Origin of the sequence: Variovorax sp. OAS795 (assembly GCF_040546685.1) — a bacterium.
Lineage (GTDB): Bacteria > Pseudomonadota > Gammaproteobacteria > Burkholderiales > Burkholderiaceae_C > Variovorax.
This window is the reverse complement of record NZ_JBEPOH010000001.1, coordinates 2,983,433-3,009,258: the sequence shown is the minus strand read 5'-3', so window position 1 is coordinate 3,009,258 and position 25,826 is coordinate 2,983,433. Positions and strand designations below refer to the sequence as shown.

The 25,826-nt window shown below is 66.3% G+C and carries 23 protein-coding genes and 1 tRNA gene; 10 read left to right on the top strand and 14 right to left on the bottom strand.

Going from position 1 to position 25,826, the window contains the following annotated elements; genetic code table 11:
• Nucleotides 1–256 precede the first annotated feature (256 nt).
• A complete protein-coding gene (locus tag ABID97_RS14480; RefSeq protein ID WP_354399151.1) occupies nucleotides 257–4,045 on the bottom strand; it encodes a hypothetical protein in 3,789 nt (1,262 codons plus the stop codon).
• A gap of 422 nt (nucleotides 4,046–4,467) precedes the next feature.
• Between ABID97_RS14480 and ABID97_RS14475 the strand changes: the two genes are divergently transcribed.
• Together ABID97_RS14475 and ABID97_RS14470 are read left to right on the top strand one after the other, a co-directional pair.
• Nucleotides 4,468–5,211 (top strand): TIGR02391 family protein, encoded by a 744-nt coding sequence (locus ABID97_RS14475; protein WP_354399150.1) that lies wholly within the window; start codon nucleotides 4,468–4,470, stop codon nucleotides 5,209–5,211.
• A complete protein-coding gene (locus ABID97_RS14470; protein WP_354399149.1) occupies nucleotides 5,212–6,120 on the top strand; it encodes a DUF4238 domain-containing protein in 909 nt (302 codons plus the stop codon).
• Nucleotides 6,121–6,258: 138 nt separating this feature from the next.
• On the opposite strand, the gene ABID97_RS14465 is transcribed toward ABID97_RS14470, so the two are convergent.
• Nucleotides 6,259–6,335: transfer RNA gene (locus ABID97_RS14465), tRNA-Arg, on the bottom strand.
• A gap of 189 nt (nucleotides 6,336–6,524) precedes the next feature.
• Here ABID97_RS14465 and ABID97_RS14460 point away from each other — a divergent pair.
• Both ABID97_RS14460 and ABID97_RS14455 read left to right on the top strand, forming a co-directional pair.
• Nucleotides 6,525–6,839 (top strand): hypothetical protein, encoded by a 315-nt coding sequence (locus ABID97_RS14460; protein WP_354399148.1) that lies wholly within the window; start codon nucleotides 6,525–6,527, stop codon nucleotides 6,837–6,839.
• Nucleotides 6,840–6,869: 30 nt separating this feature from the next.
• On the top strand, nucleotides 6,870–8,012 hold the full coding sequence (locus ABID97_RS14455; RefSeq protein WP_354399147.1) for a DSD1 family PLP-dependent enzyme: 1,143 nt from the start codon (nucleotides 6,870–6,872) through the stop codon (nucleotides 8,010–8,012).
• 27 nt (nucleotides 8,013–8,039) lie between these two features.
• Here the strand turns inward: ABID97_RS14455 and ABID97_RS14450 are convergent, their stop codons facing one another.
• Nucleotides 8,040–8,354: a hypothetical protein gene (locus ABID97_RS14450; protein ID WP_354399146.1), complete on the bottom strand. Its 315-nt coding sequence runs from the start codon at nucleotides 8,352–8,354 to the stop codon at nucleotides 8,040–8,042.
• Between the two features lie 262 nt (nucleotides 8,355–8,616).
• Complete coding sequence (locus ABID97_RS14445; RefSeq protein ID WP_354399145.1) at nucleotides 8,617–9,444, bottom strand: crotonase/enoyl-CoA hydratase family protein; 828 nt, start codon at nucleotides 9,442–9,444, stop codon at nucleotides 8,617–8,619.
• Between the two features lie 99 nt (nucleotides 9,445–9,543).
• Between ABID97_RS14445 and ABID97_RS14440 the strand changes: the two genes are divergently transcribed.
• Complete coding sequence (locus ABID97_RS14440) at nucleotides 9,544–11,397, top strand: PhoX family protein (RefSeq protein ID WP_354399144.1); 1,854 nt, start codon at nucleotides 9,544–9,546, stop codon at nucleotides 11,395–11,397.
• 31 nt (nucleotides 11,398–11,428) lie between these two features.
• Nucleotides 11,429–11,818 carry a DUF488 domain-containing protein gene (locus tag ABID97_RS14435; protein WP_354399143.1) on the top strand — a complete coding sequence of 130 codons (390 nt, stop codon included), beginning with the start codon at nucleotides 11,429–11,431 and terminating at the stop codon, nucleotides 11,816–11,818.
• Between the two features lie 4 nt (nucleotides 11,819–11,822).
• Here the strand turns inward: ABID97_RS14435 and ABID97_RS14430 are convergent, their stop codons facing one another.
• Nucleotides 11,823–12,431: a glutathione S-transferase family protein gene (locus ABID97_RS14430; RefSeq protein WP_354399142.1), complete on the bottom strand. Its 609-nt coding sequence runs from the start codon at nucleotides 12,429–12,431 to the stop codon at nucleotides 11,823–11,825.
• A 58-nt stretch (nucleotides 12,432–12,489) separates the two neighbouring features.
• Nucleotides 12,490–13,392 (bottom strand): SDR family oxidoreductase, encoded by a 903-nt coding sequence (locus tag ABID97_RS14425; protein WP_354399141.1) that lies wholly within the window; start codon nucleotides 13,390–13,392, stop codon nucleotides 12,490–12,492.
• Between the two features lie 148 nt (nucleotides 13,393–13,540).
• Here ABID97_RS14425 and ABID97_RS14420 point away from each other — a divergent pair, with 148 nt between their 5' ends.
• Nucleotides 13,541–14,419, top strand: a complete 879-nt coding sequence (locus ABID97_RS14420) for a CoA transferase (RefSeq protein WP_354399140.1) — start codon at nucleotides 13,541–13,543, stop codon at nucleotides 14,417–14,419.
• 3 nt (nucleotides 14,420–14,422) lie between these two features.
• Here the strand turns inward: ABID97_RS14420 and ABID97_RS14415 are convergent, their stop codons facing one another.
• Nucleotides 14,423–15,343, bottom strand: a complete 921-nt coding sequence (locus ABID97_RS14415; protein ID WP_354399139.1) for a hypothetical protein — start codon at nucleotides 15,341–15,343, stop codon at nucleotides 14,423–14,425.
• Between the two features lie 77 nt (nucleotides 15,344–15,420).
• Here ABID97_RS14415 and ABID97_RS14410 point away from each other — a divergent pair, with 77 nt between their 5' ends.
• Together ABID97_RS14410 and ABID97_RS14405 are read left to right on the top strand one after the other, a co-directional pair.
• On the top strand, nucleotides 15,421–16,095 hold the full coding sequence (locus ABID97_RS14410) for a DUF1294 domain-containing protein (protein ID WP_354399138.1): 675 nt from the start codon (nucleotides 15,421–15,423) through the stop codon (nucleotides 16,093–16,095).
• A gap of 29 nt (nucleotides 16,096–16,124) precedes the next feature.
• Nucleotides 16,125–16,508: a tautomerase family protein gene (locus tag ABID97_RS14405; protein ID WP_354399137.1), complete on the top strand. Its 384-nt coding sequence runs from the start codon at nucleotides 16,125–16,127 to the stop codon at nucleotides 16,506–16,508.
• A 22-nt stretch (nucleotides 16,509–16,530) separates the two neighbouring features.
• Here ABID97_RS14405 and ABID97_RS14400 read toward each other — a convergent pair whose 3' ends face one another.
• The gene (locus tag ABID97_RS14400; RefSeq protein WP_354399136.1) at nucleotides 16,531–18,906 is read right to left on the bottom strand and encodes a YgiQ family radical SAM protein; all 2,376 of its coding nucleotides are present in this window, start codon (nucleotides 18,904–18,906) and stop codon (nucleotides 16,531–16,533) included.
• A gap of 141 nt (nucleotides 18,907–19,047) precedes the next feature.
• Between ABID97_RS14400 and ABID97_RS14395 the strand changes: the two genes are divergently transcribed.
• Nucleotides 19,048–20,007 carry a bifunctional helix-turn-helix transcriptional regulator/GNAT family N-acetyltransferase gene (locus ABID97_RS14395; RefSeq protein WP_354399135.1) on the top strand — a complete coding sequence of 320 codons (960 nt, stop codon included), beginning with the start codon at nucleotides 19,048–19,050 and terminating at the stop codon, nucleotides 20,005–20,007.
• Here the strand turns inward: ABID97_RS14395 and ABID97_RS14390 are convergent.
• From ABID97_RS14390 to ABID97_RS14365, 6 genes are all read right to left on the bottom strand, one after another.
• The gene (locus ABID97_RS14390) at nucleotides 19,994–21,499 is read right to left on the bottom strand and encodes a tripartite tricarboxylate transporter permease (RefSeq protein ID WP_354399134.1); all 1,506 of its coding nucleotides are present in this window, start codon (nucleotides 21,497–21,499) and stop codon (nucleotides 19,994–19,996) included. The genes ABID97_RS14395 and ABID97_RS14390 overlap by 14 nt on opposite strands.
• Before the next feature lie 16 nt (nucleotides 21,500–21,515).
• On the bottom strand, nucleotides 21,516–21,989 hold the full coding sequence (locus tag ABID97_RS14385) for a tripartite tricarboxylate transporter TctB family protein (protein ID WP_354399133.1): 474 nt from the start codon (nucleotides 21,987–21,989) through the stop codon (nucleotides 21,516–21,518).
• Nucleotides 21,990–22,035: 46 nt separating this feature from the next.
• Nucleotides 22,036–23,043 (bottom strand): tripartite tricarboxylate transporter substrate binding protein, encoded by a 1,008-nt coding sequence (locus tag ABID97_RS14380; protein ID WP_354399132.1) that lies wholly within the window; start codon nucleotides 23,041–23,043, stop codon nucleotides 22,036–22,038.
• A gap of 140 nt (nucleotides 23,044–23,183) precedes the next feature.
• On the bottom strand, nucleotides 23,184–23,966 hold the full coding sequence (locus tag ABID97_RS14375; RefSeq protein ID WP_354399131.1) for a 3-hydroxybutyrate dehydrogenase: 783 nt from the start codon (nucleotides 23,964–23,966) through the stop codon (nucleotides 23,184–23,186).
• 79 nt (nucleotides 23,967–24,045) lie between these two features.
• Nucleotides 24,046–25,251, bottom strand: a complete 1,206-nt coding sequence (locus ABID97_RS14370; RefSeq protein WP_354399130.1) for a patatin-like phospholipase family protein — start codon at nucleotides 25,249–25,251, stop codon at nucleotides 24,046–24,048.
• Nucleotides 25,252–25,300: 49 nt separating this feature from the next.
• On the bottom strand, nucleotides 25,301–25,750 hold the full coding sequence (locus ABID97_RS14365) for a CHRD domain-containing protein (protein WP_354399129.1): 450 nt from the start codon (nucleotides 25,748–25,750) through the stop codon (nucleotides 25,301–25,303).
• Between the last annotated feature and the right edge of the window lie 76 nt (nucleotides 25,751–25,826).

Sequence of the window (25,826 nt, the reverse complement as noted above, 5' to 3'; positions counted from 1 at the left end):
CGCTAAGTTCACGCCCAGGTGGGGAACCGACGCATCCGGGAGGTCACCTACGGCAGCACGATGAATACGTTCGCTATCGAACCAGTTCTGACCCAGAGGCATGGCGCGTAGCCGATGCCTCGAGCATGCATGCGCGGTTGAGCAGCGGGATCAGGTAGCTGTCGCATCCTCGAGACCGTCCTGCTCGCGAGCCTTGCGCCTAGCGAATCCTGACCTCGGCCAAATCATGAACCTGATGCCGTCGTCAGGCTCCTCATCATTCGAAGCGCTCATCCCGCGCTCGGTCATGCTCGGTTTCGGACTGCCGCTCTCTTGCGACCTCTCGGGCAAGTTGAGCTTTCGCTTCGGTCACGAGCGGCATGAGGCTGGATGCAATATGTGGCTCCAGGCTGCTCAACAACTGCGCGTTCGCCTCCATGAGTGCGGCGCGCGAGCCGCTCCAGCTCATCGGGCGAAATCGTTCGATGAGCTGCACCAGCACGCTTGCGGGGTCAGGCGCGCTGGCGAGAAGTGCCTTCGCTTGTTCGGACCAGACCTGAGGACTGTTTGCTTCCGGGTGACGAGCGAACGTGATGATCGAGGCCGCAAGTGGGTAGCGACGCGCGCGATCTCCTTCACACCAAGCGACGAGCGCCTCGCAGGAGATCGCGTCAGCCGGGCTGCCCCAATTGTCATCCAGGCGTTCAAGAACGCCGGTCCCTGCGAGCTGGTCCTCCTCTCCACCATCGAACAATGCATCCAGGACGGCCGTCGGCTGCAGCTCAAACAGCACTTTGAGTAGATCGTCGTTGTCAAATGAACTGGTTTCGTAGGCCGCCACTGCCTGCCGCAATCTGACCGCAATCTCTGCTGCAACTCGGCCGGCATCTGCGCCGGTAAGACATGCCCTCGCAACCTCAGCCAATCGGTGGTCCTCGTGCTGGTTGTTGCTCCTCTGGAATGTGACCCGCTGGAGGAGCTCACGACCGGCTTCGAGGAGTTCCGGTTCGTAAGTCCGCTGCGCCCGATGTAGTCGCATGAAGAGGATCTCCAGCGCCACCTCGAAGCCCTCGGCTTCGTCGGCAATGCGCAAGAGGAGTCTCTTGAGAATCCCGCCAGGCAAGTGCTCTGTAGTTCGTCCGTACGCCAAGTGCCTGTAAGTCAAGACGGGTGCCTGCCGCATGCGCAGTGCTCGCTCCAGGCGCTCGGCACCACGCTCATCGAGTTGCACGGCCGAATGCAACATGGGAAGGATCATCAGCAAGCCAGGTTGTTCCAGCGCCGCATCGAGAAGTTGTTGCGCGAGCGCTCGGTCCCGCTCCCACAGTTCGGCCAGGAAGCCTCTCAATACTTGTATGTCTCGCTGCTCCGACCTGATCTGCTCAAGTCCTTCTACAAGCCTTGCCCAGGTACTCCGGGGGTCTGTGGACGCATCAGCGAGCCCATGGCCGAACGCCAATGCGCCGTTTCCGCCGCTGAGGAGGGCGGGGAGGAGTTCCGCGAACACCGCGTCGTCAACAACCACCGCGGCACCGAGCTCACGGGCCATGGCCTCGGAGTGTTTCATTGCACTCATTAGGTCGCCATCGCCATCCATGCTGTCCAGTTCGAGCCCGCCGGATGAGGCGCCCAGAACCACGGCTCGCACCCGCTCAGGAAGACTGGAAGGCCTCAGCTGCGCTTCAAGACCCGACAAGCGCGAAATGGCCTCCGGGGTCAGTTGATCCTTATCCACCTTCATTGTTCGCCGGCACGCTATCCAACCTTCGCGCCAGAATCCATCGGCAGCAAACCTGCGGAACAGGTCTTCGAACTCGTTGTGCTTGTTGGCCAAGGTCCACAGCCTGAGGAAGTTGCGCGCCAGCAGGTCACGTAACTCTGGTACCAACTCGTTGTTCACCGTCGATATACGCTCGATAAACGCGAGGGCGGAACCATACCATCTGCTGATTTCGTCGTCGCTACTGGGCCGGTAACCGTAGTCCCGTGACCGAGCCCCGAAGGAGAATCGATGAGCGGAACTAAAGTGCCTCGACTTCAGCATTTTTCCCAGGGCGATCAAGCCCAGCGCCCTGGCCTTGGTCTCGCCAGAGCTGAGAAGTTGCTCGATGACGCCGAGACGCTGCTCGATGCGGGCGTGCGTTCCGGAAAGGTAAATAGTGAACAACGAGACGAAGATGTTCGACGCCTCCTTGGCGTCTTCGTCTTGCGTGCTCTGCGTCGCAGCCCGCGCCAAAACATGGGCGCTCCTTTCAAACAGGAGTGGGTCGTAGGCGAGGGAGCGCAACAGGGGCAGGTGCAGACGCCACACTGCGGTGGCGACGTCAGGCTCATGGTTGCCCACGCGCTCCAGGGCCAACAGCGCCGCTTCAGGGACCACCGGCGCGATATTCTCGAACATCGCGTGGCCGAGATCGTTCAGAGCCCTCACGTCGCCAAGGAGGCCATTCGGCCCGAGCCACCCCTCTGCGATGGAGATGGCCTTGGGGTGATCGTGCAGAAACGAAAGCCGCCTCGAGAAGGACCGCGCCAGGCGATCGGTTCCGCCCTCGACGAGCTGCTGGTTGATAAGGTCGTAGGGCGTGTCTTCGAGCGCCCGGCCCGCGAGCCGATTGGCGATGGCATGTGGAAGCACCGCCCGCCAGACGCCACGCGGTTGCACAAGGTCGCGCCGTAGCAGCTCGCCCACGTGACGATAGGTCTCCGCAGCAGCTTGGCCTGCGAGCACCGCCAGGTGTGTGAGCTCAGCCTCGTCCCCCCCGAGGGCTTCGCCCTGGAAGGAGTACACGAGCGCGCACGCCTGGGCCGCTCGAAGCAGGGCGTTGTCTGGGTCATGCCGCTGTCGGAAGAGCCGCTGGAAAAGATCGTCGTTTGACAGGCCGGCCACCGTGTCCGAGCGCTCTACGGTTTCAGCAAGAGCAACGGCAATTCGGGCGTTGCCGCCGGACGCCTCCGCAATGGTGCGCGCATCCACCGGGGAAAGATGTGAGTATCGGCGCCGGATCAGCGTCTCGATCAGCTCGGGTGAGGACGTTTCCAGAGTGACGACTTGAGTCCCCTCGGGTTGGTCGTCGCGCACGTCGTACTCGACAGTGAGAACACTGACTGTGCCGGTTTGTCCGCTGCACAGGTCCGAGACCCTGCGATGGAGGTCCGGAGGGCAGTTGTCGATGATCAAGATCGCACGGGTGCGGGTTGCGATCAGGTCCGAGGCGAGGCCCGTCGGCTGAGGGTCGGGGTTGTCCGATAAGTTCGCGTAGACGGCAAGGGCTGGCGGCAGCGGGCGTGACCCGATCCGAGCGTCGAATAGGGCCTGGACGAGGCGGGTCTTGCCGACCCCTGAGAGGCCGACCAGGCGAACGATCTTGCCGGGTTGGGCCAGCTCGTCGCGAAGCTCGTCGATAACGTGCACTACCGATTGCGCGGGAGCGTCGCGGTGTCTGCCGAGGTGCAGGCGCAGCTTGTCGTCGAGCAGATATTCGGCATCGACTCCTTCGGCTACACCGCTCCACGGACCATAAGGACGCCAACCAGCAAGAGCCCTGCCCACCCTCTCTTTGACCCAGGTGATAAGCCCCGGGTAGCGTCGCACCCAGGTCGCCAGGCGCGTGCGGTCATAGAAATCGGTGTGGAGTTGGTCGCCGTTGGCAACGCCTTCGAGGGCCTCGCGCATGGCATCCCTGCGACCGCGAAGGGCGCTGTCTGCGGTCGACCCTTTGGAGCTCACGATGATGTAAGCGCCGGTCTCACCAGCAAGTTCCTGGATAACGGGACGCACCGCGCCTGTGGGCCGCATCTCGGCGAGGATCGCGCCCCTCGGCATGTCCGGCAGCTTGACTTGGAAGCCGGTCGAGCGACGGGGGACGAAACCTTCGACGAGCGCGACCGCCGGCAACGCCACGCGCACGTCCAGTCCGCCGTCAGCCGCTGTCTGGTTGCCTCCCCATGTCACCGCCGCAGGCGAAAGTCCATGACTTACCAGTTCGGCTTCGCAGAGGCGCCCGACGAGTTCCCGCAGATCGATGTCGTTCAGCTGACTAATGTCATCGGAGGTGATGTCGAACACGGAGCTCTTTTGGTAGCCGGGGGAACCGTATCGTACTTCCGGAAAACGTTGCTCCAGGTTGCTTGGGGCCGGGCCGGCAGGCGAGTGAAGAAGCCGCTCAGTGCTGTACGCAGCGTTCGTTCTTCAGCAACCGACCGCAGCAGTTGCTTGTGCGCCGACAGCCCGGATGAGGTTCTCCGTCTTCACTGCGTAGAGCGCCAGGGCCCTGGCAGCGGTCTGCACCGAAAGGCCCTGCCCTCGTGCCACTGGGGTACCCCGAGCACATCGATGGCCTGCAGATGGATCGAGAGGTCGCGCTTTTTTGCGTTGCAGCCGCAGCGTCTATCAGGGTTGCATGGCCGCGCTGAAGCAGCTCATAGCGGCCGCTTGGTCGCGTGCGCAGCACAAACAACGCGCAAAGCGCTTCCGATAGCATGCGGACCATGCCAACCCTCTACGACCTTGTGCCCGACGTGGACGTGCTTCTGGCGCTCGCGCCGGAAGACCTGGGGCGTGTTCTGTTGCGAGTTGCCAAATCAAACCTGCAACACAATGGTTTGATCCATCCGCAGAGCGTCGCCGAAGTGCTCGGCCAGCCCTGGTACCCGCCTCAGTACAGGGATCGGATCGCGAACACGCTGGCGGAGGGCTGGGCATGGCTGGATAAGAACATTCTCCTGGTGCCAGCGCCGGGCGACACAAATGGCTGGCGATTCCTGAGCCGGCGTGCCAACGAGATCGTTTCGGATGAGGACTTCGCTGCGTTCCGCGAGGCTGCGGCATTTTCGCGGTCGATGCTCCACCCCTCGATTGCGGACAAGGTGTGGCTTGGATTATCCCGGGGTGACCTCGACGACGCCGTATTTCATGCGTTCAAAGCTGTCGAGGTCGCGGTGCGGGAGGCGGGGGGATTCGGAGACGGTGACATTGGCGTGAATCTGATGCGCAAGGCCTTCGGGCCAACCGGCCCTCTCAGCGACACAACCAAGGAGGCCGGCGAACGGGACGCGCTGATGAACATGTTTGCCGGTGCCATAGGCTCCTACAAGAATCCGCACTCGCATCGCAATGTCCCCATCGAGCCGCGTGAGGCGCAGGAGATGGTGATCCTGGCATCGCATCTCTTGCGGATCATCGACTCACGCCGCCCGGCTGCGTCAGCCGGTACGCCGGTCGCGACGATCTGAATGGGCCACCACTATTTGCCGCGTCGGCTCTTGCGGGGTTTTGCGCAAGAGAATCGGATCTGGACGTTGGACATGAAGTGCGGTGGAGACCCCAAACTCCTCCCGATTGCCCGGGTGGCACAAGAGCCCGCGATGTATTCGAACGAACTCGAAGATCGCTTGAACAGCGAGTATGAGCAGCCTTTCAATGTCATTCTTGACCGCCTCGGGGCTGGTGGGGGGATAGGTGCTCAGGACATCGAAGCGATCGCACGTTATGCGATGACCATGCTCCGACGGGTCCCGGCTGGGCGTGCCCGATCGGCGAAGGCTCTGCCCGACGTTGCCGTTGCGGTCGAACGCGAGCAACTCCGGCGGATCGACATGCTTGAGCAGCTTGTGCCAGATGAGCGTGATCTTGCAGAGAAGGGGCGCGCGAACATCTCAAAGATCATGGCGCGAATCAGGGCTCAAGACAGCGATTGGCTTTGGCACAGGACGCTACTTCCGGAGAACTTTCCCCGGCTCACCGCTGCTCTCCAGCAGATGACGTGGGAGCGTTGGCAAGCACCGGCCGGGCGGCAGCTCCTTATCGGCGACAGTCCTGTGCTTTTCAACGAATACTTGGGACTGGGGCACGAAAAGGCCGAGCTGATCCTTCCTGTTCGAAGCGACACGGCACTGATAGCCACTTGGCGCCCGGGGCACCAGGGTCAGCTCCGAAAACTAAGCGTGCAGCAGACGAGGCTGCTCAATGCGCGAGTCGTCGCGCGAGCGGATAGGTGGATCTTCTTCGAGCGCCACGAAGACTGGATCGTGCCGTTTGTGTGCAAGCACTCGAAGGTACACGACGATCATGTGGACGCCACCAAGGGCAAAGCGGGGGTACAAACTGGGGTACAAAGGAGGGCGCGTGTAGTTGACCCTTAGGATCCACGCGGGTTGCAGCCCTTCTTTAGATCGGTTTCGCCGACCAAAAATGTGAACGCCTGCAATAACGTGAGTTGTTGCAGGCGTTTTGCTTTGTGCGCCGGCTGCTGCGAATGCGCAGCCCGCAAGTTCTGGTGATGGCCTGCCCGGAGGGGATCGAACCCCCGACAACCTGCTTAGAAGGCAGGTGCTCTATCCAACTGAGCTACGGGCAGATTCCGGACCGGCAAAAAAAAGACGAAGGAAACCTGGTGGGCGCGCACGGTTTTTCGGACCTTCGCACCCCGGCCGAATTCTACCTACACCCTTGCGCCATGCCGCCCTGCTCCGGCCACCCGAAGGCTTACATTTCTTCGCGCGAGCGGCTCTCGCGGCCTGATACTTCCATCTGCAATCGTCAGCATATGCACACCGCAGGCACCGACCCCGTCCGACCGCTCTTCCCATCGTGGTGGCGCACCGCCGCGCTCGCCTATACGGCCGCGGGCGTGGTGTGCGTCGTCTCGTCCGCCCTGTTCCCCGAGAGCGAAACAGCCATGCTGGCGGCCATCGCGGGCAGCTTGCCGTGGTCGCTGGCATTGCTGACGCTCGACCTGTCGCCGGGCGTTGCGCAAACCGCGCTCTTGCTGCTTGCTGCAAGCTGGGCCGCCAATGCGGCGCTCGTCTGGTGGCTGGCGCTCCGGCGCGCCGCGCGGCGCGCACCGGCGCGCGGCGACTGAGGCACCTTCCCTCCGCCCGAAAGTTTTTTCATGCTTCCTGCATCGCAAGTCAATACGCCGCTGATCGGCATTGCCGGCGGCCGGCAGTCGCTCGATACGCCGGCGCTGCTGCTCGACCTTGGCGCGCTCACGCGCAACATCGAGCGCATGGCCGCGTTCGCCAAGTCACGGGGCGTGGGCCTGCGGCCGCACGTCAAGACGCACAAGTCGGCGGAGATCGCGAGGCGCCAGGTGGCCGCGGGCGCCATCGGCGTGAGCTGCGTGACGCTCGGCGAGGCGGAGGTGATGGTCAAGGCCGGCATTCCCGACGTACTGATCACCTCCCCGGCCGTCACGCCGAGCAAGATCGCGCGCGTGGTCAGGCTTGCCAGGCTTGCGGGGCCCGGCGGAATGATGGTGGTGGTGGACGATCCGCGCAATGCCGCGGACCTTGCCGAGGCCACGCTCGGCCTGCCGCACCCGCTCGAGGTGCTCGTGGACTATGGCGCCGGCTACAACCGCACCGGCGCCGCCAGCGAGGCGCAGGTGCTCGAACTCGCGCGGTTCATCGCGGCCGAGCCGCGGCTGAAGCTGCGCGGCCTGCAGGCCTATGCCGGCAACCTGCAGCACATTGTCGACCGGGCACAGCGCAGCGCCGCGGCTGCCGGCCTGCGCCGGACCATCGCGCACATCGTCGCGGAGGCCGAGCGCATCGGCATCCCTTTCGAGATCGTCACGGGCGCGGGCACCGGCACCCACGACCTCGATGCTGGGCGCGATGCATTCACCGAACTGCAGGCCGGCTCCTATGTCTTCATGGACGCGGAATACGCACAGGTGCTCGCCGGTCCCGGGCAGGCTTCGCCCTTCGAGGTGTCACTCTTCGTGCAGACGGCGGTGGTGAGCACCCATGCGGCGGACTGGGTCACGGTCGATGGCGGCACCAAGTGCTTTGCAACGGACAGCGGCGTTCCGCTGGTGGCCCGCGGCGCCGACGCGGCGAGCCGCTATGCCTTCTTCGGCGACGAGCATGGCAAGCTGCTGTTTGCGGGAGCGCGGCCCACGCTCGGTGACCGCATCGAATTTGTCACGCCCCACTGCGATCCGACGGTCAACCTGCATGACGCCTATCACGTGGTCGATGGCGACACACTGGTTGCGATCTGGCCGGTCGACGCCCGCGGCAGGCATTGAGCGGCACGCGGACGGCGGGGCCGACCGTCAGGCGCGAGGCAATGCAGCAAGAAAGGTGGAGACGACGATGGCCGCGGCGCGATCCAGCTGAAGGACATCGGCCACCTCGAAGGAGTGCGGCACGGTGCGCCCGCTCGTGCCGAGCGGCTTGCGGATCTCGACGAGCACTTCTGCTGCCAGTTCGCGATCGCTGCGCGGGCCACCGCCGCCCGGGTGCATCACCCACGCATCGACCTGGTCGAACGGGATGCTGCGGAACACCCCGACAACGGGGACGTACTTGTAGCGATCCTCACCCACCAGGATGGGCACGTTGAGGTTGCAGAAAAACGTGGTCGACATGCAGGATCGCCATCGCAGTCAAAAGAATTAATTGTTAAGGAATGTGACAAAACTTGCCACACCCTCCCGTACCTTTACTCACCCCGATGCGTGACCTACGTCACAAAACGATCAACTTTTTGTCCAGATGGTCAATCGGGTGAAATAAAGATACTTAATTCTTACATATCGGAGCATCCTGCGCCCATCCAATACAACTTTCGGCTGAAAGACTGCCAAAAATCGCGCGGACAAGGGGCGTCGCGCCCCTCCGTGCCATTTTTCAGACCGGGTCGGAAAATCCCGGTGCGCGCCGCTCGACGTTCGCCCGCACTGCTTCGATCTGGTTCGGGCTGCCGATCAGCGCCTGCTGTTCCACCGACTCCGCGATCAGCAGCTCGCCCGCGCCTTGCGACAGCGCTGCATTGAGAAGCCGTTTGCCCGCCCTGATGGCGTCGGGGCTCCTGGCCGCGATGTCGTGTGCCATCCGGAGCGCCTCGGCGAGTGGATCGGCCGCCAGCCGGGTGGCGAAGCCGAGCTGCAACGCTTCCTCGCCCGAGAAGACGCGGCCGGTGAACGTGAGTTCGCGCACCACGTCGCTGCGCGCGAGCTCCCGCATCAGCACCATGCCGCCCATGTCGGGCACCAGGCCCCACTTGATCTCCATCACCGACAGCCGGGTGTCGGGCGCGACGATGCGGATGTCGGCGCCCAGCGCCACCTGAAGGCCGCCGCCGAATGCCACGCCGTGCACGGCGGCAATCACGGGCACCGGCACTTCGCGCCAGGCCATGGCCACATACTGGGCGGCGTTCGAAATGCCGTGCGTGCGGGCTGACAAGTCGGCCGTGCTTGCGGCTGCTCCGAGCACCGCGCTGGCCGCGCCCTGCCCCATGCGCTCGAACGAAGCCATGTCCAGGCCGGCGCAAAATGCCCTGCCCTGGCCCGACATCACCACCGCGCGCACGGTCCGGTCGGCGCCGAGGGTCTTGCCCGCATCGATGAGCGCATCGAACATCGCAGGATCGAGCGCGTTCATCTTGTCGGCGCGCGCAAGCTGCAGTTCCACCACGCCGTCAGGGTGGCGGGTCCATTCGATACGGTCGGTCATGTCAGTGTCTCCTTCGGTTTCTTCGCGCCAGTATCGCCCGCGAGGGGTGCTCGGCGATGATGGCGGCTGTCGCCTACCTAACACCCGGACCCTGCACTTATGCCCCTGGACCGCCGGATTTTTCTGCAATCGGGTGCCGCCGCCGTGGTGGCCCTGCTCCACCGGCACGGCGCCGGTGCGTCATCCGCGCCTGCGGGCCAGGCCGTGCTCGGCTTCACCGGCGTGCCGGCGTCACTGCGCGATGCCGTCGTGGTGCCGCCCGAATACGAATGGCAGCTGCTCTACCCCTGGGGCACGCCGACCGGTATCGCGGGTCAGCCGATGCCGCCCTTCGCCCCCGACGGCAGCAACGGCGCGGACGACCAGGCGCTGCAGGCCGGCATGCATCACGACGGGATGCATTTCTTTCCGCTCGCAGCGCCGGGCCGCGCGCTGCTCGTCATGAACCACGAGTACACCGACGAACAGCTGCTGCATGCCGACGGCGTCACGGTGTGGAACGCCGCCAAGGTGCGCAAGTCGCTGCACGCGATGGGGGTCTCGGTGATCGAGATCCAGTGGACACCCGAAGGCTGGCGGCAGGTCCGGCCTTCGCCCTATGCCCGGCGCGTGCACGGGCGCACGCCCATGCGCATCGCGGGGCCCGCCGCCGGCACGCCGCTGATGCGCACCGCGGCCGACCCGGCCGGCGGCGAGGTGCTCGGCACCCTGGCCAACTGCGCGATGGGCGTCACGCCATGGGGCACCTACCTGACCTGCGAGGAAAACTTCCACGGCTACTTCGGTGGGCCGAAGGAAGCGGCCAGGGACATGACGCCCGCGCAGCGCCGCTACGGCACGGTGCCGGGCTCGCAATGGGTGGAATACTGGCGCTTCGACGAACGCTTCGACCTCCACCGGCACCCGAACGAGCCCCACCGCTTCGGCTGGGTGGTGGAGATCGACCCCTTCGATCCCGCGGCCAAGCCGGTCAAGCGCACGGCACTCGGCCGCAAGCGCCAGGAAAGCGCGACCTGCACGCTGGCCGGCGACGGGCGCGTGGTGGTCTACATGGGCGACGACGCGCGCTTCGAGTACATCTACAAGTTCGTGAGCCATGGAAAAGTCTCCGCCGGCGGCGGTGCCGCGGCCAACGGGCGCCTGCTCGACGAAGGGACGCTCCACGTCGCGCGCTTCGATGCCGATGGGCGCGGCCGCTGGATCGCGCTCGTGCACGGCCGCAACGGCCTCGATGCGGGCAGCGGCTTTGCGGACCAGGCCGAAGTGCTGGTTCACGCGAGGCTGGCCGGCGACGTGGTGGGCGGCACCCGGATGGACCGTCCCGAGTGGATCGCGGTGCATCCCCGGACCGGCGAGGTGTACGTCACCCTCACCAACAACAGCCAGCGCGGCAACCTCGGCAGGCCCGCAGCCGATGCGGCCAATCCGCGCGCCGACAACTTCTTCGGCGGCATCCTGCGCTGGCGCGAGGACGATGGCGATGCCGGCAGCACTGGCTTTGCGTGGAACCACTTCGCACTCGCCGGCGACCCCTCGCAGGAGGGGAGCGGCGCGCGATATCCGTCGACCGATGCCGACATGTTCGGCAGCCCCGACGGCCTGCACTTCGACAGCGGCGGGCTGCTCTGGATCCAGACCGACATGAGCGGCCAACTCATCGGCAAGCCCCCGTATGCATCGCTCGGCAACAACCAGATGCTCTGCGCCGACATTGCAACCGGCCGCATCAAGCGCTTCCTCACGGCGCCGAACGGCAGCGAGGTCACGGGCTGCGTGGTCACGCCGGACCGGCGCACGCTGTTCGTCAACATCCAGCATCCGGGCGAGTCGCGCGACGACGGCAATGCGTCGCCCAACAGCGCATGGCCCGACGGCTCTGCGCCCGGCAGCGCGCGCCCGCGCTCGGCCACCCTGGCGATCCGCAGGCGCGACGGCGGCATCGTCGGCACCTGAAGTCCATCCACCGAACAGAAGGAGACCGCCCATGAGCATTCGCATCGTTCGCCTCAGCACGCCGCGCGCCGACGCCGAGGGCCTTCGCATCGGCACCGTGCGCCGCCCGCCGCGCGGCGTGCCCAAGACCGAGTTCGCCGCGCAGGACTGGTATGACGTGTGGTATCCGAATCTCGCGCCTTCGGCCGAGACCATGAAGCTGGGCCAGGAGGCGGAAACGCCCGCGCAATGGAACGCCTTCATGCGCAAGTACAAGGCCGAGATGGCCGAAGCCGACGCGAGCCGCAGCCTCGACCTGCTGGCCGCCCTGTCGCACGGCTCGGCCTTTTCGGTGGGCTGCTATTGCGAAGATGAATCGCGCTGCCATCGCTCGCTGCTGCGCAGCCTGCTGGCCGAGCGCGGGGCGGACATCGCGAACTGAGTCGTCAGGCCTGCGGGAGCGCGAGGAAGGCCGGCAGCTTTTCAGCCTCGGCGGCAAAGGCGGCGAGCAACGGGCAATCGGCCGGCGCAATCACGTCGGAAATCATCAGCTGCGTGAAGCTCCACGCCACGGCGCTCGTCAACGCGGCTTGCCCCATTGCGGCTTCGCCGTCCATCGAAGGCATCCTGGGCATCTCGGCTTCCAGCCCTGCATAGGCGGCATGGAGTTGGCCACGCACCCTGTCGACCCACGGCGCATGCTGCTTTTCGAGCGGACGAAGGTTGCGCTCATAGACGATCTGGATCGTCTTCTCGCAGGCGGCGAGCGCGAGCCCGAGCACCCGCAGCGCATGCTGCCGCTCGGCGCTGGCGGAAGGCATGAGGCTGCGGCCGGCGATGGTCTCGGCGTAGTCGATGATCAGCGAGGAATCCATCAGCAGCGTGCCGTCGTCGCACACCAGCGTCGGCGCCTTGACCACGGGATTGATGGCGCGGAACTGTTCGAAAGTGCTGAACACAGAAACAGACCGATGGTCGAACGCAAGCCCAAGCAGGCGCAGCGAGAGGGCCACGCGGCGCACATAGGGCGAGTCGAGCATGCCGACGAGTTGCATCTTCATTTCTCCTGGAATCCGTGGAAGCGCAACGATAACGTGCGGGCCGCGATGCCCGTCAGCGCTGCGCCTTGTCCTTCTGGTTCTGCGCCTCGATGCGCTCGCGCGCGGCCTGCCAGTCATCGTCGCTCCATTCGCGCAGCTCGTAGAAGTTGCCGCCGGTGGCCAATGCGCTGCCGCCGTCCATCATGATGCTCTGGCCGGTGAGCCAGTCGCACTGGCCCGGCGCCATGAGAAAACTCGCGAGGTTCTGCAGCTCGCTCATGCGTCCCGTGCGGGCCATCGGGTTGGTCTTCTTGCTGCGCGCACCGGGCTCCTCGCCGGGATTGAGCCGCTTGCTCATTCCCTCGGTCGGAATCTCGCCCGGGCCGACGGCGTTCAGGCGGATGCCGTGGCGCGCCCATTCGACCGCCAGCGACTTGGTCATGACCTCGATGCCGGCCTTGCTCATGGCCGATGGCACCACGTAGGGGCTGCCGTTGTCGACCCACGTGACGATGATGCTCATCACGCTGCGGAACGCATCGCCCTGCTTCCATTTGCCGGCCTTCGATTCCGCCACCCAGCGCTTGCCCACGGCCTGCGTGACGTAGAAGCTGCCGTGGAAGACGATGTTCGCAATGGCGTCGAAAGCGCGCGGAGACAGGCTTTCCGTGGGCGCCACGAAGTTGCCCGCCGCGTTGTTGACCAGCCCCGTGAGCCCACCGCTCTGGAACAGGCTTTCCACCATCTCGTCGACGTTCTGCGCATTGCGAATGTCCACGCCGAAGGTGTCGATGCGGCGATCGGGAAACTGCTGCCGCCACGTGGCCGCGGTTTCCTCGCAGACCGCTTGCCGCCGGCCGCAGATGGCCACGTCGGCACCCAGGCCGAGGAAGCGCTCGGCCATGGCGCGGCCGAGGCCCGTGCCCCCACCGGTGACGAGAATGCGCTGGCCGCTCATGAGGGACGTTTCGAACATGGTGGATCTCCTTGGTCGTTGCGGCAGCGGCAGGACGCGAAGCGCCGCCATTGGCGCATGCTACGCGCGCCGCGGCGGCCGTGGCTTGCGGAATGTGGCTCTTCGCAAGTCAAAATAGGGGCTCGCCCTGCACTCTGGATCCACGCCCATGCCAAGTTCCGCCGCCCCCTCTTTCCAGCCGCTCACGGGCGTGCGCGTACTGAGCCTCGCGCTGAACCTCCCCGGCCCGGCGGCGCTGCTGCGCTGCCGCCAATTGGGCGCCGACTGCATGAAGCTCGAGCCGCCGGGCGGCGACCCGATGGCGCACTACAACAAGGCCGCCTATGCAGCGCTGCACCAGGGCGTTGCGGTTCATGCCGCCGACCTCAAGACCGAGGCCGGCCAGGCGCAACTGCATGCCGAGCTCGAGAAGACCGACGTGCTGCTGACCTCGTTCCGGCCTTCCGCACTCGGCAAGCTGAAGCTCGACTGGGCCACGCTCCAGGCGCGGCACCCCTCGCTGTCGCAGGTCGCGATCATCGGCGCGCCCGGTGCGCGCGCCGAAGAGCCGGGGCACGACCTCACCTACGTGGCCGAAAGCGGCCTCGTCACCGGCACCGAACTGCCCCCCACGCTCTACGCCGACATGGGCGGCGCCCTGTTCGCAGCCGAAGCCGTGCTGCAGGCCACCCTGCATGCGCGGTCGGCGGCCGGCGCCCAGGGCGTCTTCCTCGAAGTGGCGCTCAACGCCTCGGCCGACTGGCTGGCGCTGCCCCGCACCTGGGGCCTGACCCGGCCCGAAGGCGCGGTGGGCGGCGCGCACGCGGGCTACCGCGTCTACCCCTGCGCGGATGGGCGGGTGGCCGTCGCGGCGCTGGAGCCGCATTTCGCGGACCGCCTCTGCGAAGCGGCCGGCGTGGCTTCGCGCGACATGTTCGCGGCCTCCACGCGCGAGAGCATCGCCGCATGGCTTCTCACCCGCTCTCGCGCCGAACTCGACGCCATGGCACGCGAACGCGACGTGCCGCTGCTCACCCTGGCCGACTGAGCCTCAACGCCCCGCGCCATCGCGCTGCCGATCCTCGCGCTTGATCGCGAGGTAGGCCTCGAGCTCGGCTTCGTGCAGTTGCCGCGGGTATTGCTCCGCGGCGGCGAACCAGAGGCGCTCGCGGCGCTCGGCCGACGCGCCAGGCTCCGACGAGAGGTGGGCATCGAGCGTCAGGAAGTAGCGCATGGCATTGCGCTCCACCAGCCCGCGCAAGCCGCGGATGTAGTCGGGTTGGCCGTCCGCGCCCTTGCCGATCACCGTGAAGCCGACCTTGTCCCTGCCGAAGGTCGCGAGGTAGGCCTGCGTGGCCATGCGGACCATCATGTTGTGGTCATAGCTGTAGCCGAAATGCAGGAAGCTTCTTCGCTCGTCGAGCGCCACCGCTTCGAGCGTGACGCGATAGTTGCTGGTGCCCAGCGGCCCGCTTGCCGCGTTCATCTCGACCGCCAGGTACTCCGGCGTCGCACTGGTCACGCGGTAGACGAAGGGCAGCTGGAAGGCTTGCTCCACGGGCTTGTCGTAGCGCCGCACGACGAACAGCGTCAGCATGTCCTGCCCCTGCGGCGTCGTGCCCACACGGCAACGCCGGTTGTTCACGTGCAGCGTGAGCAGTTCGCACCATTGGGACGATTGCTTGAGTGCGGCGCTGATCTCGGACAGCGGATGGTCCACCACCGCATGGATGTCGCCCTGCAGTCCGCCGGGCGTCTCCTGAGAATCGAGCTGCATCGGGCGCCCGAAGCCGCTGCGCCCGAGCTTGCCGCTCACGCGCTGGTGCAGCGCGCGCAGCGACTCGGCCGCAGCCGACGCGGACGCTGCCGCCGGATCGGTCGGCAAGGCGGCGGCATGGACCGAAGCGGCCAGCAGCATCGCCCCTGCCAGGTCGCGCAACCATGAAGCGGGCAGAAGGAACGGACTGCTCATGGGACCACACCATACAACGAGTGGCGGCGACAAGGGAGAATCGCGGCCATGTGTCCCACTGCTGCCCGCCACCGACCATGAAGCGCCAAGGCCGACTCGTACGCTGGGAGGCCGAGCGCGGCTTCGGATTCATCCGCTGCCCGGACGTGTCGGCCGACGTCTTCGTGCACCTGCGCGACTTCAGCGACCGGCAGCTGAAGCCGCAGCTCGGCATGGAACTGAGCTTCGAAGAGATCCATGTCGGAGGCAAGGGACCGCGCGCCATGGCCGTGCAGGCGGCATCGGCGGGGGCCTACCGAGCGCCACCGGGCCGTGTAGCGGGCAACAGCAGCCGCCGCCCCGCACCTCGCGCAGCGCCGCGCCGCCCGAGCGGGCCCGAATCACCTGCCGCGTGGGGCATGCTCTTCATCGTGGCCTACGCCGTGCTGCTCGGGGCAGCCGCCTGGTCCGGCCGCCTGCCAGCGCTGGCGCTCGGCGTCGTTCCAGCGTTGAGCCTGCTGACCTTCTGCGCCTATGCGCTCGACAAGAACGCGGCCCAGACCGGCCGCTGGCGCACGAAGGAGAGCACCCTGCACCTGTTCGCGCTGACGGGTGGCTGGCCGGGCGCCTGGGCTGCGCAAAGGCTGTTGCGCCACAAGTCGAGCAAGCGGAGTTTCCTGACCGTGTACCGCATCACGGTCGCCCTTCATTGCGCCGCAGTGCTGGCCTGGGTTTTCTGGCGTGCGGGCGCATGGCCGGCGTCCTGGCGTTAGGCTCCTTTCACTGTCTACGAGGAACCTCCATGCCATTCGTTCGAATCGAACTGTCGGATGCGTCGCCGGAAACGCTCGGTCCCGCGATCGGCGACGTGATCTACCAGGCCATGACCGAGACCATCAACGTGCCGAAGGACGACAAGTTCCAGGTCATCACGCGGCATGCCGCACAGGACCTGGTCCATCCTGGGAGCTATCTCGGGGTCGCATATTCACCGGGCTTCGTGCTGATCCAGATCACGCTGAACCAGGGCCGCACGATCGAGATGAAGAAGGCCTTCTACAAGCGCGTGGCCGACGACCTGCACCAGAAGCTGGACATCCGGCGCGAGGACGTCTTCATCAACCTCGTCGAGGTGATGAAGGAGAACTGGTCGTTCGGAAACGGCGAGATGCAGTACGCGACTTAGCGCCCGCCCGCCGCGCGCCCGCTCAGCGCACCTTGCGCGAAGGCTTGGCGGCCGGCTTGCTGCCGTTGTCCCGCGGCGGCAGGCCGGTGTGCTGCGTGAGGATGCGGCCCTTCGAGGGCTTCACCGGTGCGAGCCGGACCGGTGCCGATGCCTTGGCAGCCACTGGCGCAGTGGTGGAGTTCTTGCGCCGCGCGCTGGTGTAGCCGCCGTCGGTGAGCGGCTGCCAGGTGGGAATGAGGTGGTGCTTGCCGTTGCCGATCAGGTCGGCGCGGCCCATGCTCTTGAGCGCCTCGCGCAGAAGCGGCCAGTTGTTGGCGTCGTGGTAGCGCAGGAACGCCTTGTGCAGGCGGCGGCGCTTGTCGCCGCGCACGATGTCCACCGTCTCGCTGTCGCGCGTGATCTTGCGCAGCGGGTTCTTGTTGGTGTGGTACATCGTGGTGGCCGTGGCCATCGGGCTCGGGTAGAAGGTCTGCACCTGGTCGGCGCGGAAACCGTTCTTCTTGAGCCAGATGGCGAGGTTCATCATGTCCTCGTCGCTGGTGCCCGGATGCGCGGCAATGAAGTACGGAATGAGGTACTGCTTCTTGCCCGCCTCGGCCGAAAACTTCTCGAACATCTGCTTGAACTTGTCGTAGCTCCCGATGCCCGGCTTCATCATCTTGGTGAGCGGGCCCTGCTCGGTGTGCTCGGGCGCGATCTTCAGGTAGCCGCCGACATGGTGCTGCACCAGCTCTTTCACGTACTCGGGCGATTGCACCGCCAGGTCGTAGCGCAGGCCCGAGCCGATGAGGATCTTCTTGATGCCGCGCAGCGCACGCGCGCGGCGGTAGATCTTGATGAGCGGATCGTGGTTGGTGCCCAGGTTCTGGCAGATGCCCGGATACACGCAGCTGGGCTTGCGGCAGGCGGCCTCGATCTCGGGGCTCTTGCAGCCGAGCCGGTACATGTTGGCCGTGGGGCCGCCCAGGTCGGAGATGGTGCCGGTGAAGCCGCTCACGCTGTCGCGGATGGCCTCGACCTCCTTGATGATCGATTCTTCCGAGCGGCTCTGGATGATGCGGCCCTCGTGCTCGGTGATCGAGCAGAAGGTGCAGCCGCCGAAGCAGCCGCGCATGATGTTCACGCTGAAGCGGATCATTTCCCAGGCCGGGATCTTGGTCGCGCCGTCGTGGCTGCCGTTCTCGTCGGCATAGCGCGGATGCGGGCTGCGCGCATACGGCAGGTCGAACACGTGGTCCATCTCGGCCGTGGTGAGCGGAATGGGCGGCGGGTTGATCCACACGTCGCGCGCCGTGGCGCCCTCGCCGTGCGCCTGCACCAGCGCGCGGGCGTTGCCGGGATTGGTTTCCAGGTGCAGCACGCGGTTGGCGTGGGCATAGAGCACCGGGTCGGCGCGCACCTGCTCGTACGACGGCAGGCGGATCACGCTGCGGTCGCGCGGCGGCACCTTGATCTTGGCGCGCTGCTGGAGCGCGGGGTTCGGCACGAAGGTCAGCGGCTTGATGGCCGGATTCACTGCGCTCACCGCGGCGCCAGCTTCAGCGGCTTGCGCCACGGCCTGGGCCTCGTCTTCCTTCGCGCAGGTGGCGCCGTTGGCCTTGGCCTGCTCCGACACCATCAGGTACGGGTTGACGTGCGCCTCGACGCGGCCGGGCTCGTCCACGCTGGTGGAGTTGATCTCGAACCACTCTTCGGGCGTGTCGCGCCGCACGAATGCGGTGCCGCGCACGTCGGTGATCTCGTGCACCGGCTCGCGGGCGGCCAGCCTGTGCGCGATCTCGACGATGGCACGCTCGGCGTTGCCGTACAGCAGCAGGTCGCACTTGGCGTCGACCACGATCGAGCGGCGGACCTTGTCCTGCCAGTAGTCGTAGTGCGCGATGCGGCGCAGCGACCCCTCGATGCCGCCGAGGATGATCGGCACGTCGTTCCAGGCTTCCTTGCAGCGCTGCGAATACACGATGGCCGCGCGGTCCGGACGTGCGCCGCCCACGTCGCCGGGCGTGTAGGCGTCGTCGCTTCGGATCTTCCGGTCCGCCGTGTAGCGGTTGATCATCGAATCCATGTTGCCGGCGGTCACGCCGAAGAACAGGTTCGGCTTGCCCAGCGCCTTGAAGGGCTCGGCGCTCTGCCAGTCGGGCTGGGCGATGATGCCGACGCGAAAGCCCTGCGCCTCGAGCATGCGGCCGATCACGGCCATGCCGAAGCTCGGGTGGTCCACGTAGGCGTCGCCGGTCACGACGATGATGTCGCAGCTGTCCCAGCCGAGCGCGTCCATTTCCTTGCGCGTGGTCGGCAGGAACCTGGCCGTGCCGAAACGGGCCGCCCAGTACTTGCGGTAGCTGGTCAGCGGCTTGGCGGCACGCGCAAAAAAGGAGACGTCGACGGGGGCGTTCATCAGTGGGGAATTGGGCTGGCGGGCACGGCGCCGCAGTGGGCAACCCGCGATTTTAGGGTTTTCCATCCCTCCTGTCGCGCCGGCGCTTGTTGACGCGCGGCCTGCAAGGCCTTTAAATGGTTGCCTAAGTCAATCATCCATATGACAACAGCAACCATTCCGGCGCATACGGCAACGCCAGACCCCGCCGCGGTCAAGGCCATCCGGCGTTTCAATCGCTTCTACACCAGCCGGATCGGGATGCTCGATCCCTACCTTGGCAGCGACTTGTCGCTCACCGATGTCCGCGTGCTGTACGAGCTGGCCCACCGCCAAACGCCCGTGGCGAGCGAGATCGGCCGTGACCTGCGGCTCGACGCCGGCTACCTGAGCCGCATCCTGCGCCGCTTCGAGGCCGAGGGCTGGCTCACGCGCGAGCCTCATGGGCGCGACGGGCGGCAAAGCGTGCTGCGCCTGACGGAAGCCGGCCACGCCGCGTTTGCGCCGTTGCAACAAAAGTCGCGCGACGAGGCGGCCGCCCTGCTCTCCCCGCTGCCGCCCGCCGACCGGCAGCAGGTGGTCGATGCCATGGCACGCATCGAGCGCCTGCTCGATCCCGCCTCCGCACCGGCGCGCACCCGCACCATCGTGCTGCGCGATCCATTGCCCGGCGACATGGGCTGGGTGGTGCAGCAGCACGGCGAGCTGTATGCGCGCGAGTACGGCTGGAACGGCGAATTCGAAGCCCTGGTCGCCGACATCGTCGCCGGCTTCGTTCGCAAGTTCCAGCCCGAATGGGAAAAATGCTGGATCGCGGAGCTCGACGGCGAACGCGTGGGCGCCATCTTCGTGGTGCGCAAGTCGGCCGCCACGGCCCAGCTGCGCCTGCTGCTGCTCGCGCCCGCGGCACGCGGCATGGGCCTGGGCGCGCGCCTGACGGACGAGTGCATCGCGTTCGCACGCAACAAGGGCTACCGCAAGATGGTGCTCTGGACCAACAGCTGCCTGGAGGCCGCACGCGCCATCTATGCCAAGCGGGGTTTCAGGCTCGACAAGGCCGAGCCGTACGAAGGCTTCGGAAAGCAACTGGTGGGCGAGACCTGGTCGCTCAAGCTGCGGTAGTTGCGCCGCGCCGCGCCCGGGTCCACAAGCTCTTGAGCAGCGGCGACAGCCACACCAGCACGACCACCGCGGCCAGCGAGGCGGCGATGGGCCGCGCCACGAAGCCTGTGAGGTTGCCGTCCGACTTGATCATCGAGGTGATGAAGTTCTCCTCGAGCATGCCGCCGAGCACCACGCCGAGGATGGCGGGCGCGATCGGAAAATCGTTCTCCTCGAGCAGGTAAGCCACGATGCCCGCCACCAGCATCACGGCCACGTCGAACAGCGAGTTGTTGATGGCAAACGCACCGACGATGCAGAACAGCAGGATGAGCGGCATCAGCACGTTGCGCGGCACGCGCAGGATGCGCTTGGCCACCTTGATGCACAGGATGCCGAGCGGAATCATGATGATGTTGGCGATGATGAACAGCATGAAGACCGCATAGATGTTCTGCGGGTTCGTGGTGAACAGCGTCGGCCCCGGGTTGAGGTTCTTCATGTAGAGCACGCCGATCACGATGGCCGTGATCGAGTCGCCGGGAATGCCGAACACCAGCGCCGGGATCCATGCGCCGGCCAGTGCGCTGTTGTTGGCCGATCCCGATTCGACGATGCCCTCGACATGGCCCGTGCCGAATTTCTCGGGCTCCTTCGAGAATTTCTTGCTCATGGCATACGACATCCAGGCCGCGATGTCCGCGCCTGCGCCGGGCAGTGCCCCCACCGCCGTCCCCAGCACGCTGCCGCGCAGTATCTGCACCGGGTATTTCTTTGCCAGCGCCCATTGCCCGGCCAGCACGCGCCCCACTTTCTCGACCACGATCTCGCCCGGGGGCAGCGTGTCGACCGCGAAGCGGATCACCTCCGAGATGGCGAACATCCCGATCATCATCGGGATCATGCCGATGCCGCCGGTCATCTCGGCGTTGCCGAAGGTGAAGCGCGGAAAGCCCGCCGGGTTGCCCAGGCCCACGCAGGCGACGAGCAGGCCGAGCAGCAGCGTGAGAAGGCCCTTGAGCGGCCGGTCGGAGGTGATGAACACCGCGCAGGTCAGTCCCAGCAGCACGAGCCAGAAGTACTCGAAGGAACTGAAGTTGAGCGCGAAGTCGGCCAGCACCGGGGCCGCCACGATGAGCACCACGGTGCCGAACAGGCCGCCCACCGCCGAGAACACCAGCCCCGCACCCAGGGCCGTCTCGGCCATGCCCTTGCGCGTCATGGCGAATGCCTCGTCGGTGTAGGCCGCGGAAGCGGGCGTGCCCGGGATGCGCAACAGGCAGCCCGGAATGTCGCCGGAGAAGATCGCCATGGCGGTGGCCGTCACCATGGCCGCGATGGCGGGAATCGGCGGCATGAAGAAGGTGACGGGCACCAGCAGCGCCACTGCCATGGTGGCCGACAGCCCCGGGACCGCACCGACGAACAGGCCATAGAGCGAGGCCAGCACCATCACGGCGATGGTGTAGGGCTCGAAGACCATCGAGAAAGCCTGCATCAGTGCTGCGGACATGGGGTGATGCTCCCGCTTACCAGGCAATGGGCGTCAGGAGGCCCCACGGCAGAGGCACGCGCAACAGCTTGTAGAACGCGGCATGGATGAGCAGCGTGGCGATCAATGCGACCAGCACCGCGCGGCCCGGCGGCACGCGCATGGCAAGCATCAGTGCCAGCAGCGAGATCGCCGCGGTGGGCAGGAATCCCAGCCATTCCGAAGCAAAGATATAGAACAGCACGGCGCCCACGACCAGCGCCGCAGCCAGCATGTGGCGCGGCGATGCAGCCCAGTCGCCCAGGCGCACCCAGGCGACCGCCTGCCGCTCGCGCCAGCCCTTGGCCAGCAGCATGGCGCCGCCGATGCAAAGGCCCACGGCAATCAGCCCCGGGAACAGCGCCGGCCCAACCTGCTGGCCCGGAATGGCCGGATAGCTCCGCACCACCGCCAGCACCAGCACGCCGAGCGCCAGCAGGATCAGGCCGAACACCGCATCGTTGAATTTCATGTGGCCGCGCCCTTGCAAGGCACGCGCGCGCGCCGTGCGGAGGCCTTCACTTGACGATACCCACGGCCTTCATCGTTGCGCCGAGCTCGGCATCGGATTTCGCCATGTAGGCGGCGAATTCATCCGGGGCCGCGTAGATGACGCCGAAGCCGCGCGACGCCATGAAGTCGGTGTACTCCTTGCTGGCCACCACCTTCTTGAGCGCGGCCGCGAGCTTGTCGCGCACGTCGGCAGGCAGTCCCTTGGGCGCCACGATGCCGCGCCAGGCCGCCATCGACCAGTCGCTGCCGATGGCCGACTTGAGCGTGGGCACGTTGGGGTACAGCGCCGAGGGCTTGTCGCTCATGATGGCAAGGCTCCTGACCTTGCCAGCATCGATGAGCGAGCGCGCCTCGGGCAGCGAGACGGGCGCGATATCGACACCGCCGGCCACCACGTCCTGCAGGCCCGGCGCCGCGCCGTTGCTGGGCACCCAGGGCACCGATGCGGGATCGATCTTCTGGTCGCGCAAGAGGCCTGCAATGGCCAGGTGCCAGATACCGCCCTGCCCCGTGCCGGAGGCCTTCAACTTGCCCGGGCTCGCCTTGATGGCCGCGAGCAGTTCGGCGACGCTCTTGTAGGGCGCGTCGGCGCGCACCTGGATGCCGGCCGGGTCGAGGTTGGCCAGGCCGATCGGGGTGTACGACGCGCTGTTCAGCTGCGTGAGCCCCTGCCAGTGCATCATGCCGATCTCGACCGTGGCCATGCCGATGGTGTAGCCGTCAGGCGGTGCGGCCGCAATGGCCGCGTGGCCCACCACGCCGTTGCCGCCGGTGCGGTTCACCACGGTGAAGGGCTGGCCGAGTTCCTTTTCAAGCAGGCTCGCGATGATGCGCGCGGTGGCATCGGTGCCGCCGCCGGCGCCCCAGGGAACGATCAGCGTGACGGGCCGGCTCGGGTAAGCCTGCGCTGCCGCGGGAGCCGCCGCCGCAAGCATGGCGAGCCCGGCCGCCACACCAGCGGCATGGGCCACGAAGGAGCGGCGCGAAAAGAAGCGGGCTGAAGAAACACGCATGGTCTTTGTCTCCTGGCGAATGTCATTCGTATGACGATTGAACCGCAAGAAAGGTTTTTCTCACAGTTCGCTCGCCAGAGACATTAGGGTGAACCATCGTGTCCCGCCCGCCGCGGGTGCGCTTTGCGCTACTGCGACGGCTACTGCATGAACCAGCCGTGGCTCACGACCAGCGACTGGCCCGTCAGGGCATTGGTCGGGAAAGCCGCGAACAGCAGCGCCACGCGCGCCACGTCGTCGGTGGTGGTGAATTCGCCGTCGACAGTTTCCTTGAGCATCACGTTCCTGATGACTTGCTCCTCGGTGATGCCGAGCGTCTTCGCCTGCTCCGGGATCTGCTTCTCGACCAGCGGTGTGCGCACGAAGCCCGGGCAGATCACGTTGGCACGCACGCCGTGCTTCGCACCCTCCTTCGCCACCGTCTTGGCCAGGCCGATGAGCCCATGCTTGGCGGTGACGTACGGGGCCTTCAGCACCGAAGCCTCCTTCGAATGCACCGATCCCATGTAGATCACGCTGCCGCCGCGGCCCTGGGCATACATGTGCCTGAGGCAGGCCTTGGTGGTGAGGAAGGCGCCGTCGAGGTGGATGGCGAGCATCTTCTTCCAGTCCGAGAAACTGAACTCCTCGACCGGATGGACGATCTGCACGCCCGCATTGCTGATCAGGATGTCGATGCCGCCGAAGGCCTTCGCGGACTCTTCGACCGAGGCCTCAACCTGCGCTTCGCTGGTCACATCCACTGCCACGCCGATCGCCTGCGCGCCCGTGGCCTGCAGTTCGGCCGCGGTGGCGTCGGCGGCCTGCTTGTTGAGGTCGGCGATGACGACCTTGGCCCCTTCGCGCGCGAACAGAACGGCAATTTCCTTGCCGATGCCGCTGGCCGAGCCGGTGATGTACGCGACCTTGTCCTTGAGTTGCATGTGAATGTCCTTGAGGGTTGGAAGAAGAAAGATGCGGTTGCAGGAATCAGGCGCGCACGGCTGCCACTGCGCCGGGCATTCAGCGCGCCAGCCCGGGACGCTTGACGCGTTCGATGCCCGCTTCGCCGAGATCGAAGGTGGTCACGCCATTCACGGTGGCATCGCTGCGCAGCGTTTCGGGGTGCGCCAGGGTCCGGCGCATGTCGCGCGCGCCGGCCTCCCAGTGCTCTTCGACGGCGGCGCGCGAGAACTCGTAGTCCTTCGATTCGAGCTCGTAGGGCTTGTCGCGATAGATCAGGTGGAAGATGTCGATCGGGTGGTGCGTGAGCTCGGCCTGCACCGCCAGCACTGAAGGGTCGTTGCGCAGCCGTGCGGGCAGCTTGGAGATCAGGTCCGCGATCGCCTGCTGGAGGTTCAGGTTGGCGGCGAGCGCATCGGTGTTCATGCGGGTGCGGCTCGAGTAGGTGATGTCCTTCTGGCGTTCCATCACACCCGCGAGCGTGCGGGGCATCTCGCCGCGCGCATTGAAAAGATCGACCTGCAGCACCACCAGCGGCTCGGAGCGCGGATGGATGTCGAGCACGTATTGCAGCGGCGTGTTCGAGACGATGCCGCCGTCCCAGTAGTCCTCGCCATCGATGGTGACGGGCGCGAAGCCCGGTGGCAGTGCGCCGCTGGCCATGATGTGCTCGGGGCCGATGCGCTGGCGCGTGTTGTCGAAATACACCGAGTTGCCGGTGCGCACGTCGACCGCGCCCACGCTGAAGCGCGCCTCGCAGGCGTTGATGCGGTCGAAGTCGATCAGGCGCTCGAGCGTGAGCCTGAGCGGCGCCGTGTCGTAGTAGCTTAAAAGCGGCGCCGCAGCGCCCAGCAGCAGCGAAGGCGCGTAGCGCGGCTCGAAGAAACCGGGAATGCCCACCAGCGAAGCCATCACGGCGCTCCACTGGTTTTGCGCGGCGCGGTCTCCGAGCCAGGCTGGCAGGCGCTGCGCCGGCCCGGAGGACACCAGGTGCCAGAACTCGCGCAGCCGGTCGACCCGCTTTTCGGGCGCGTTGCCCGCGATCAACGCCGCGTTGATCGCGCCGATCGACACCCCGGCGATCCATTGCGGTTGCAGGTCGGTCTCGCTGAGTGCGGCATACACGCCGGCCTGGTAGGCGCCAAGCGCGCCTCCTCCCTGCAGCACCAGGGCCTTGCGTGCGGCGCGCATGTCGTCGCGCCGCGCCTCGAAATGGTTGAAAGGCTTCTTGCGTGCGGTGCGGGGCTTCGGGGGCTTTGTCGTCATGGGGTGTCATTTGACACCAGCCCCGCGGCCGCAAGCTGACCAGCCGCCCTTACATCTTGGGCAGCATCTGCCCGCGGATTTCACCCGCGGGATTCGCGGCGGTGTGGATGTTGGCGTACCACTTGCCGGCCATCAGGTCGGCGGCCTGCGCCGGTGTGAGCGTGGCCTGGCCCTCGATCGGGCTGGCCGGGTTGGCGAACGGCAGCACCACGCCGGCATTCGCGCCCGCGGCCGCGGGGCCGTGGAAGTGGCCCGCCGTGGCCGGGCCGCTGAGGCCGGTGTAGGTGATCTTGTACTTCAGGACATTGGTGTCCTTGTTGAGCCAGGCCTCCGCCATGCCGCTGCCGCGCGTCATGTTGGGCGGCACTTCGCTGGCGGCGTTCATGGCGCCGCTGAAGCTCGCGGTGTTCGACTTCGACATCATTCCGCAGCCGGCCAGCGCGGCACTGGCCAGGCCGGCGATGAGGGTTGCGCGCAAAAGGGTGCCATATCGGTTCATGAGCTTTATCTCCTGAGTTATGAGGACCGCCACAGCATAGGCAGCCCGCGCGCAAGGCGTTGTCGGCCACCACCGC

Bases quoted from the DNA above. Each gene is read 5' to 3' on its own strand.
- ABID97_RS14380 (WP_354399132.1), bottom strand. From the start codon at position 23,043: ATGCGTGTTTCTTCAGCCCGCTTCTTTTCGCGCCGCTCCTTCGTGGCC.
- ABID97_RS14415 (WP_354399139.1), bottom strand. From the start codon at position 15,343: ATGAGCAGTCCGTTCCTTCTGCCCGCTTCATGGTTGCGCGACCTGGCA.
- ABID97_RS14455 (WP_354399147.1), top strand. From the start codon at position 6,870: ATGCTTCCTGCATCGCAAGTCAATACGCCGCTGATCGGCATTGCCGGC.
- ABID97_RS14450 (WP_354399146.1), bottom strand. From the start codon at position 8,354: ATGTCGACCACGTTTTTCTGCAACCTCAACGTGCCCATCCTGGTGGGT.
- ABID97_RS14395 (WP_354399135.1), top strand. From the start codon at position 19,048: ATGACAACAGCAACCATTCCGGCGCATACGGCAACGCCAGACCCCGCC.
- ABID97_RS14470 (WP_354399149.1), top strand. From the start codon at position 5,212: ATGGGCCACCACTATTTGCCGCGTCGGCTCTTGCGGGGTTTTGCGCAA.
- ABID97_RS14425 (WP_354399141.1), bottom strand. From the start codon at position 13,392: ATGTTCGAAACGTCCCTCATGAGCGGCCAGCGCATTCTCGTCACCGGT.
- ABID97_RS14375 (WP_354399131.1), bottom strand. From the start codon at position 23,966: ATGCAACTCAAGGACAAGGTCGCGTACATCACCGGCTCGGCCAGCGGC.
- ABID97_RS14460 (WP_354399148.1), top strand. From the start codon at position 6,525: ATGCACACCGCAGGCACCGACCCCGTCCGACCGCTCTTCCCATCGTGG.
- ABID97_RS14400 (WP_354399136.1), bottom strand. From the start codon at position 18,906: ATGAACGCCCCCGTCGACGTCTCCTTTTTTGCGCGTGCCGCCAAGCCG.
- ABID97_RS14445 (WP_354399145.1), bottom strand. From the start codon at position 9,444: ATGACCGACCGTATCGAATGGACCCGCCACCCTGACGGCGTGGTGGAA.
- ABID97_RS14405 (WP_354399137.1), top strand. From the start codon at position 16,125: ATGCCATTCGTTCGAATCGAACTGTCGGATGCGTCGCCGGAAACGCTC.
- ABID97_RS14410 (WP_354399138.1), top strand. From the start codon at position 15,421: ATGAAGCGCCAAGGCCGACTCGTACGCTGGGAGGCCGAGCGCGGCTTC.
- ABID97_RS14385 (WP_354399133.1), bottom strand. From the start codon at position 21,989: ATGAAATTCAACGATGCGGTGTTCGGCCTGATCCTGCTGGCGCTCGGC.
- ABID97_RS14430 (WP_354399142.1), bottom strand. From the start codon at position 12,431: ATGCAACTCGTCGGCATGCTCGACTCGCCCTATGTGCGCCGCGTGGCC.
- ABID97_RS14365 (WP_354399129.1), bottom strand. From the start codon at position 25,750: ATGAACCGATATGGCACCCTTTTGCGCGCAACCCTCATCGCCGGCCTG.
- ABID97_RS14475 (WP_354399150.1), top strand. From the start codon at position 4,468: ATGCCAACCCTCTACGACCTTGTGCCCGACGTGGACGTGCTTCTGGCG.
- ABID97_RS14435 (WP_354399143.1), top strand. From the start codon at position 11,429: ATGAGCATTCGCATCGTTCGCCTCAGCACGCCGCGCGCCGACGCCGAG.
- ABID97_RS14370 (WP_354399130.1), bottom strand. From the start codon at position 25,251: ATGACGACAAAGCCCCCGAAGCCCCGCACCGCACGCAAGAAGCCTTTC.
- ABID97_RS14390 (WP_354399134.1), bottom strand. From the start codon at position 21,499: ATGTCCGCAGCACTGATGCAGGCTTTCTCGATGGTCTTCGAGCCCTAC.
- ABID97_RS14440 (WP_354399144.1), top strand. From the start codon at position 9,544: ATGCCCCTGGACCGCCGGATTTTTCTGCAATCGGGTGCCGCCGCCGTG.
- ABID97_RS14420 (WP_354399140.1), top strand. From the start codon at position 13,541: ATGCCAAGTTCCGCCGCCCCCTCTTTCCAGCCGCTCACGGGCGTGCGC.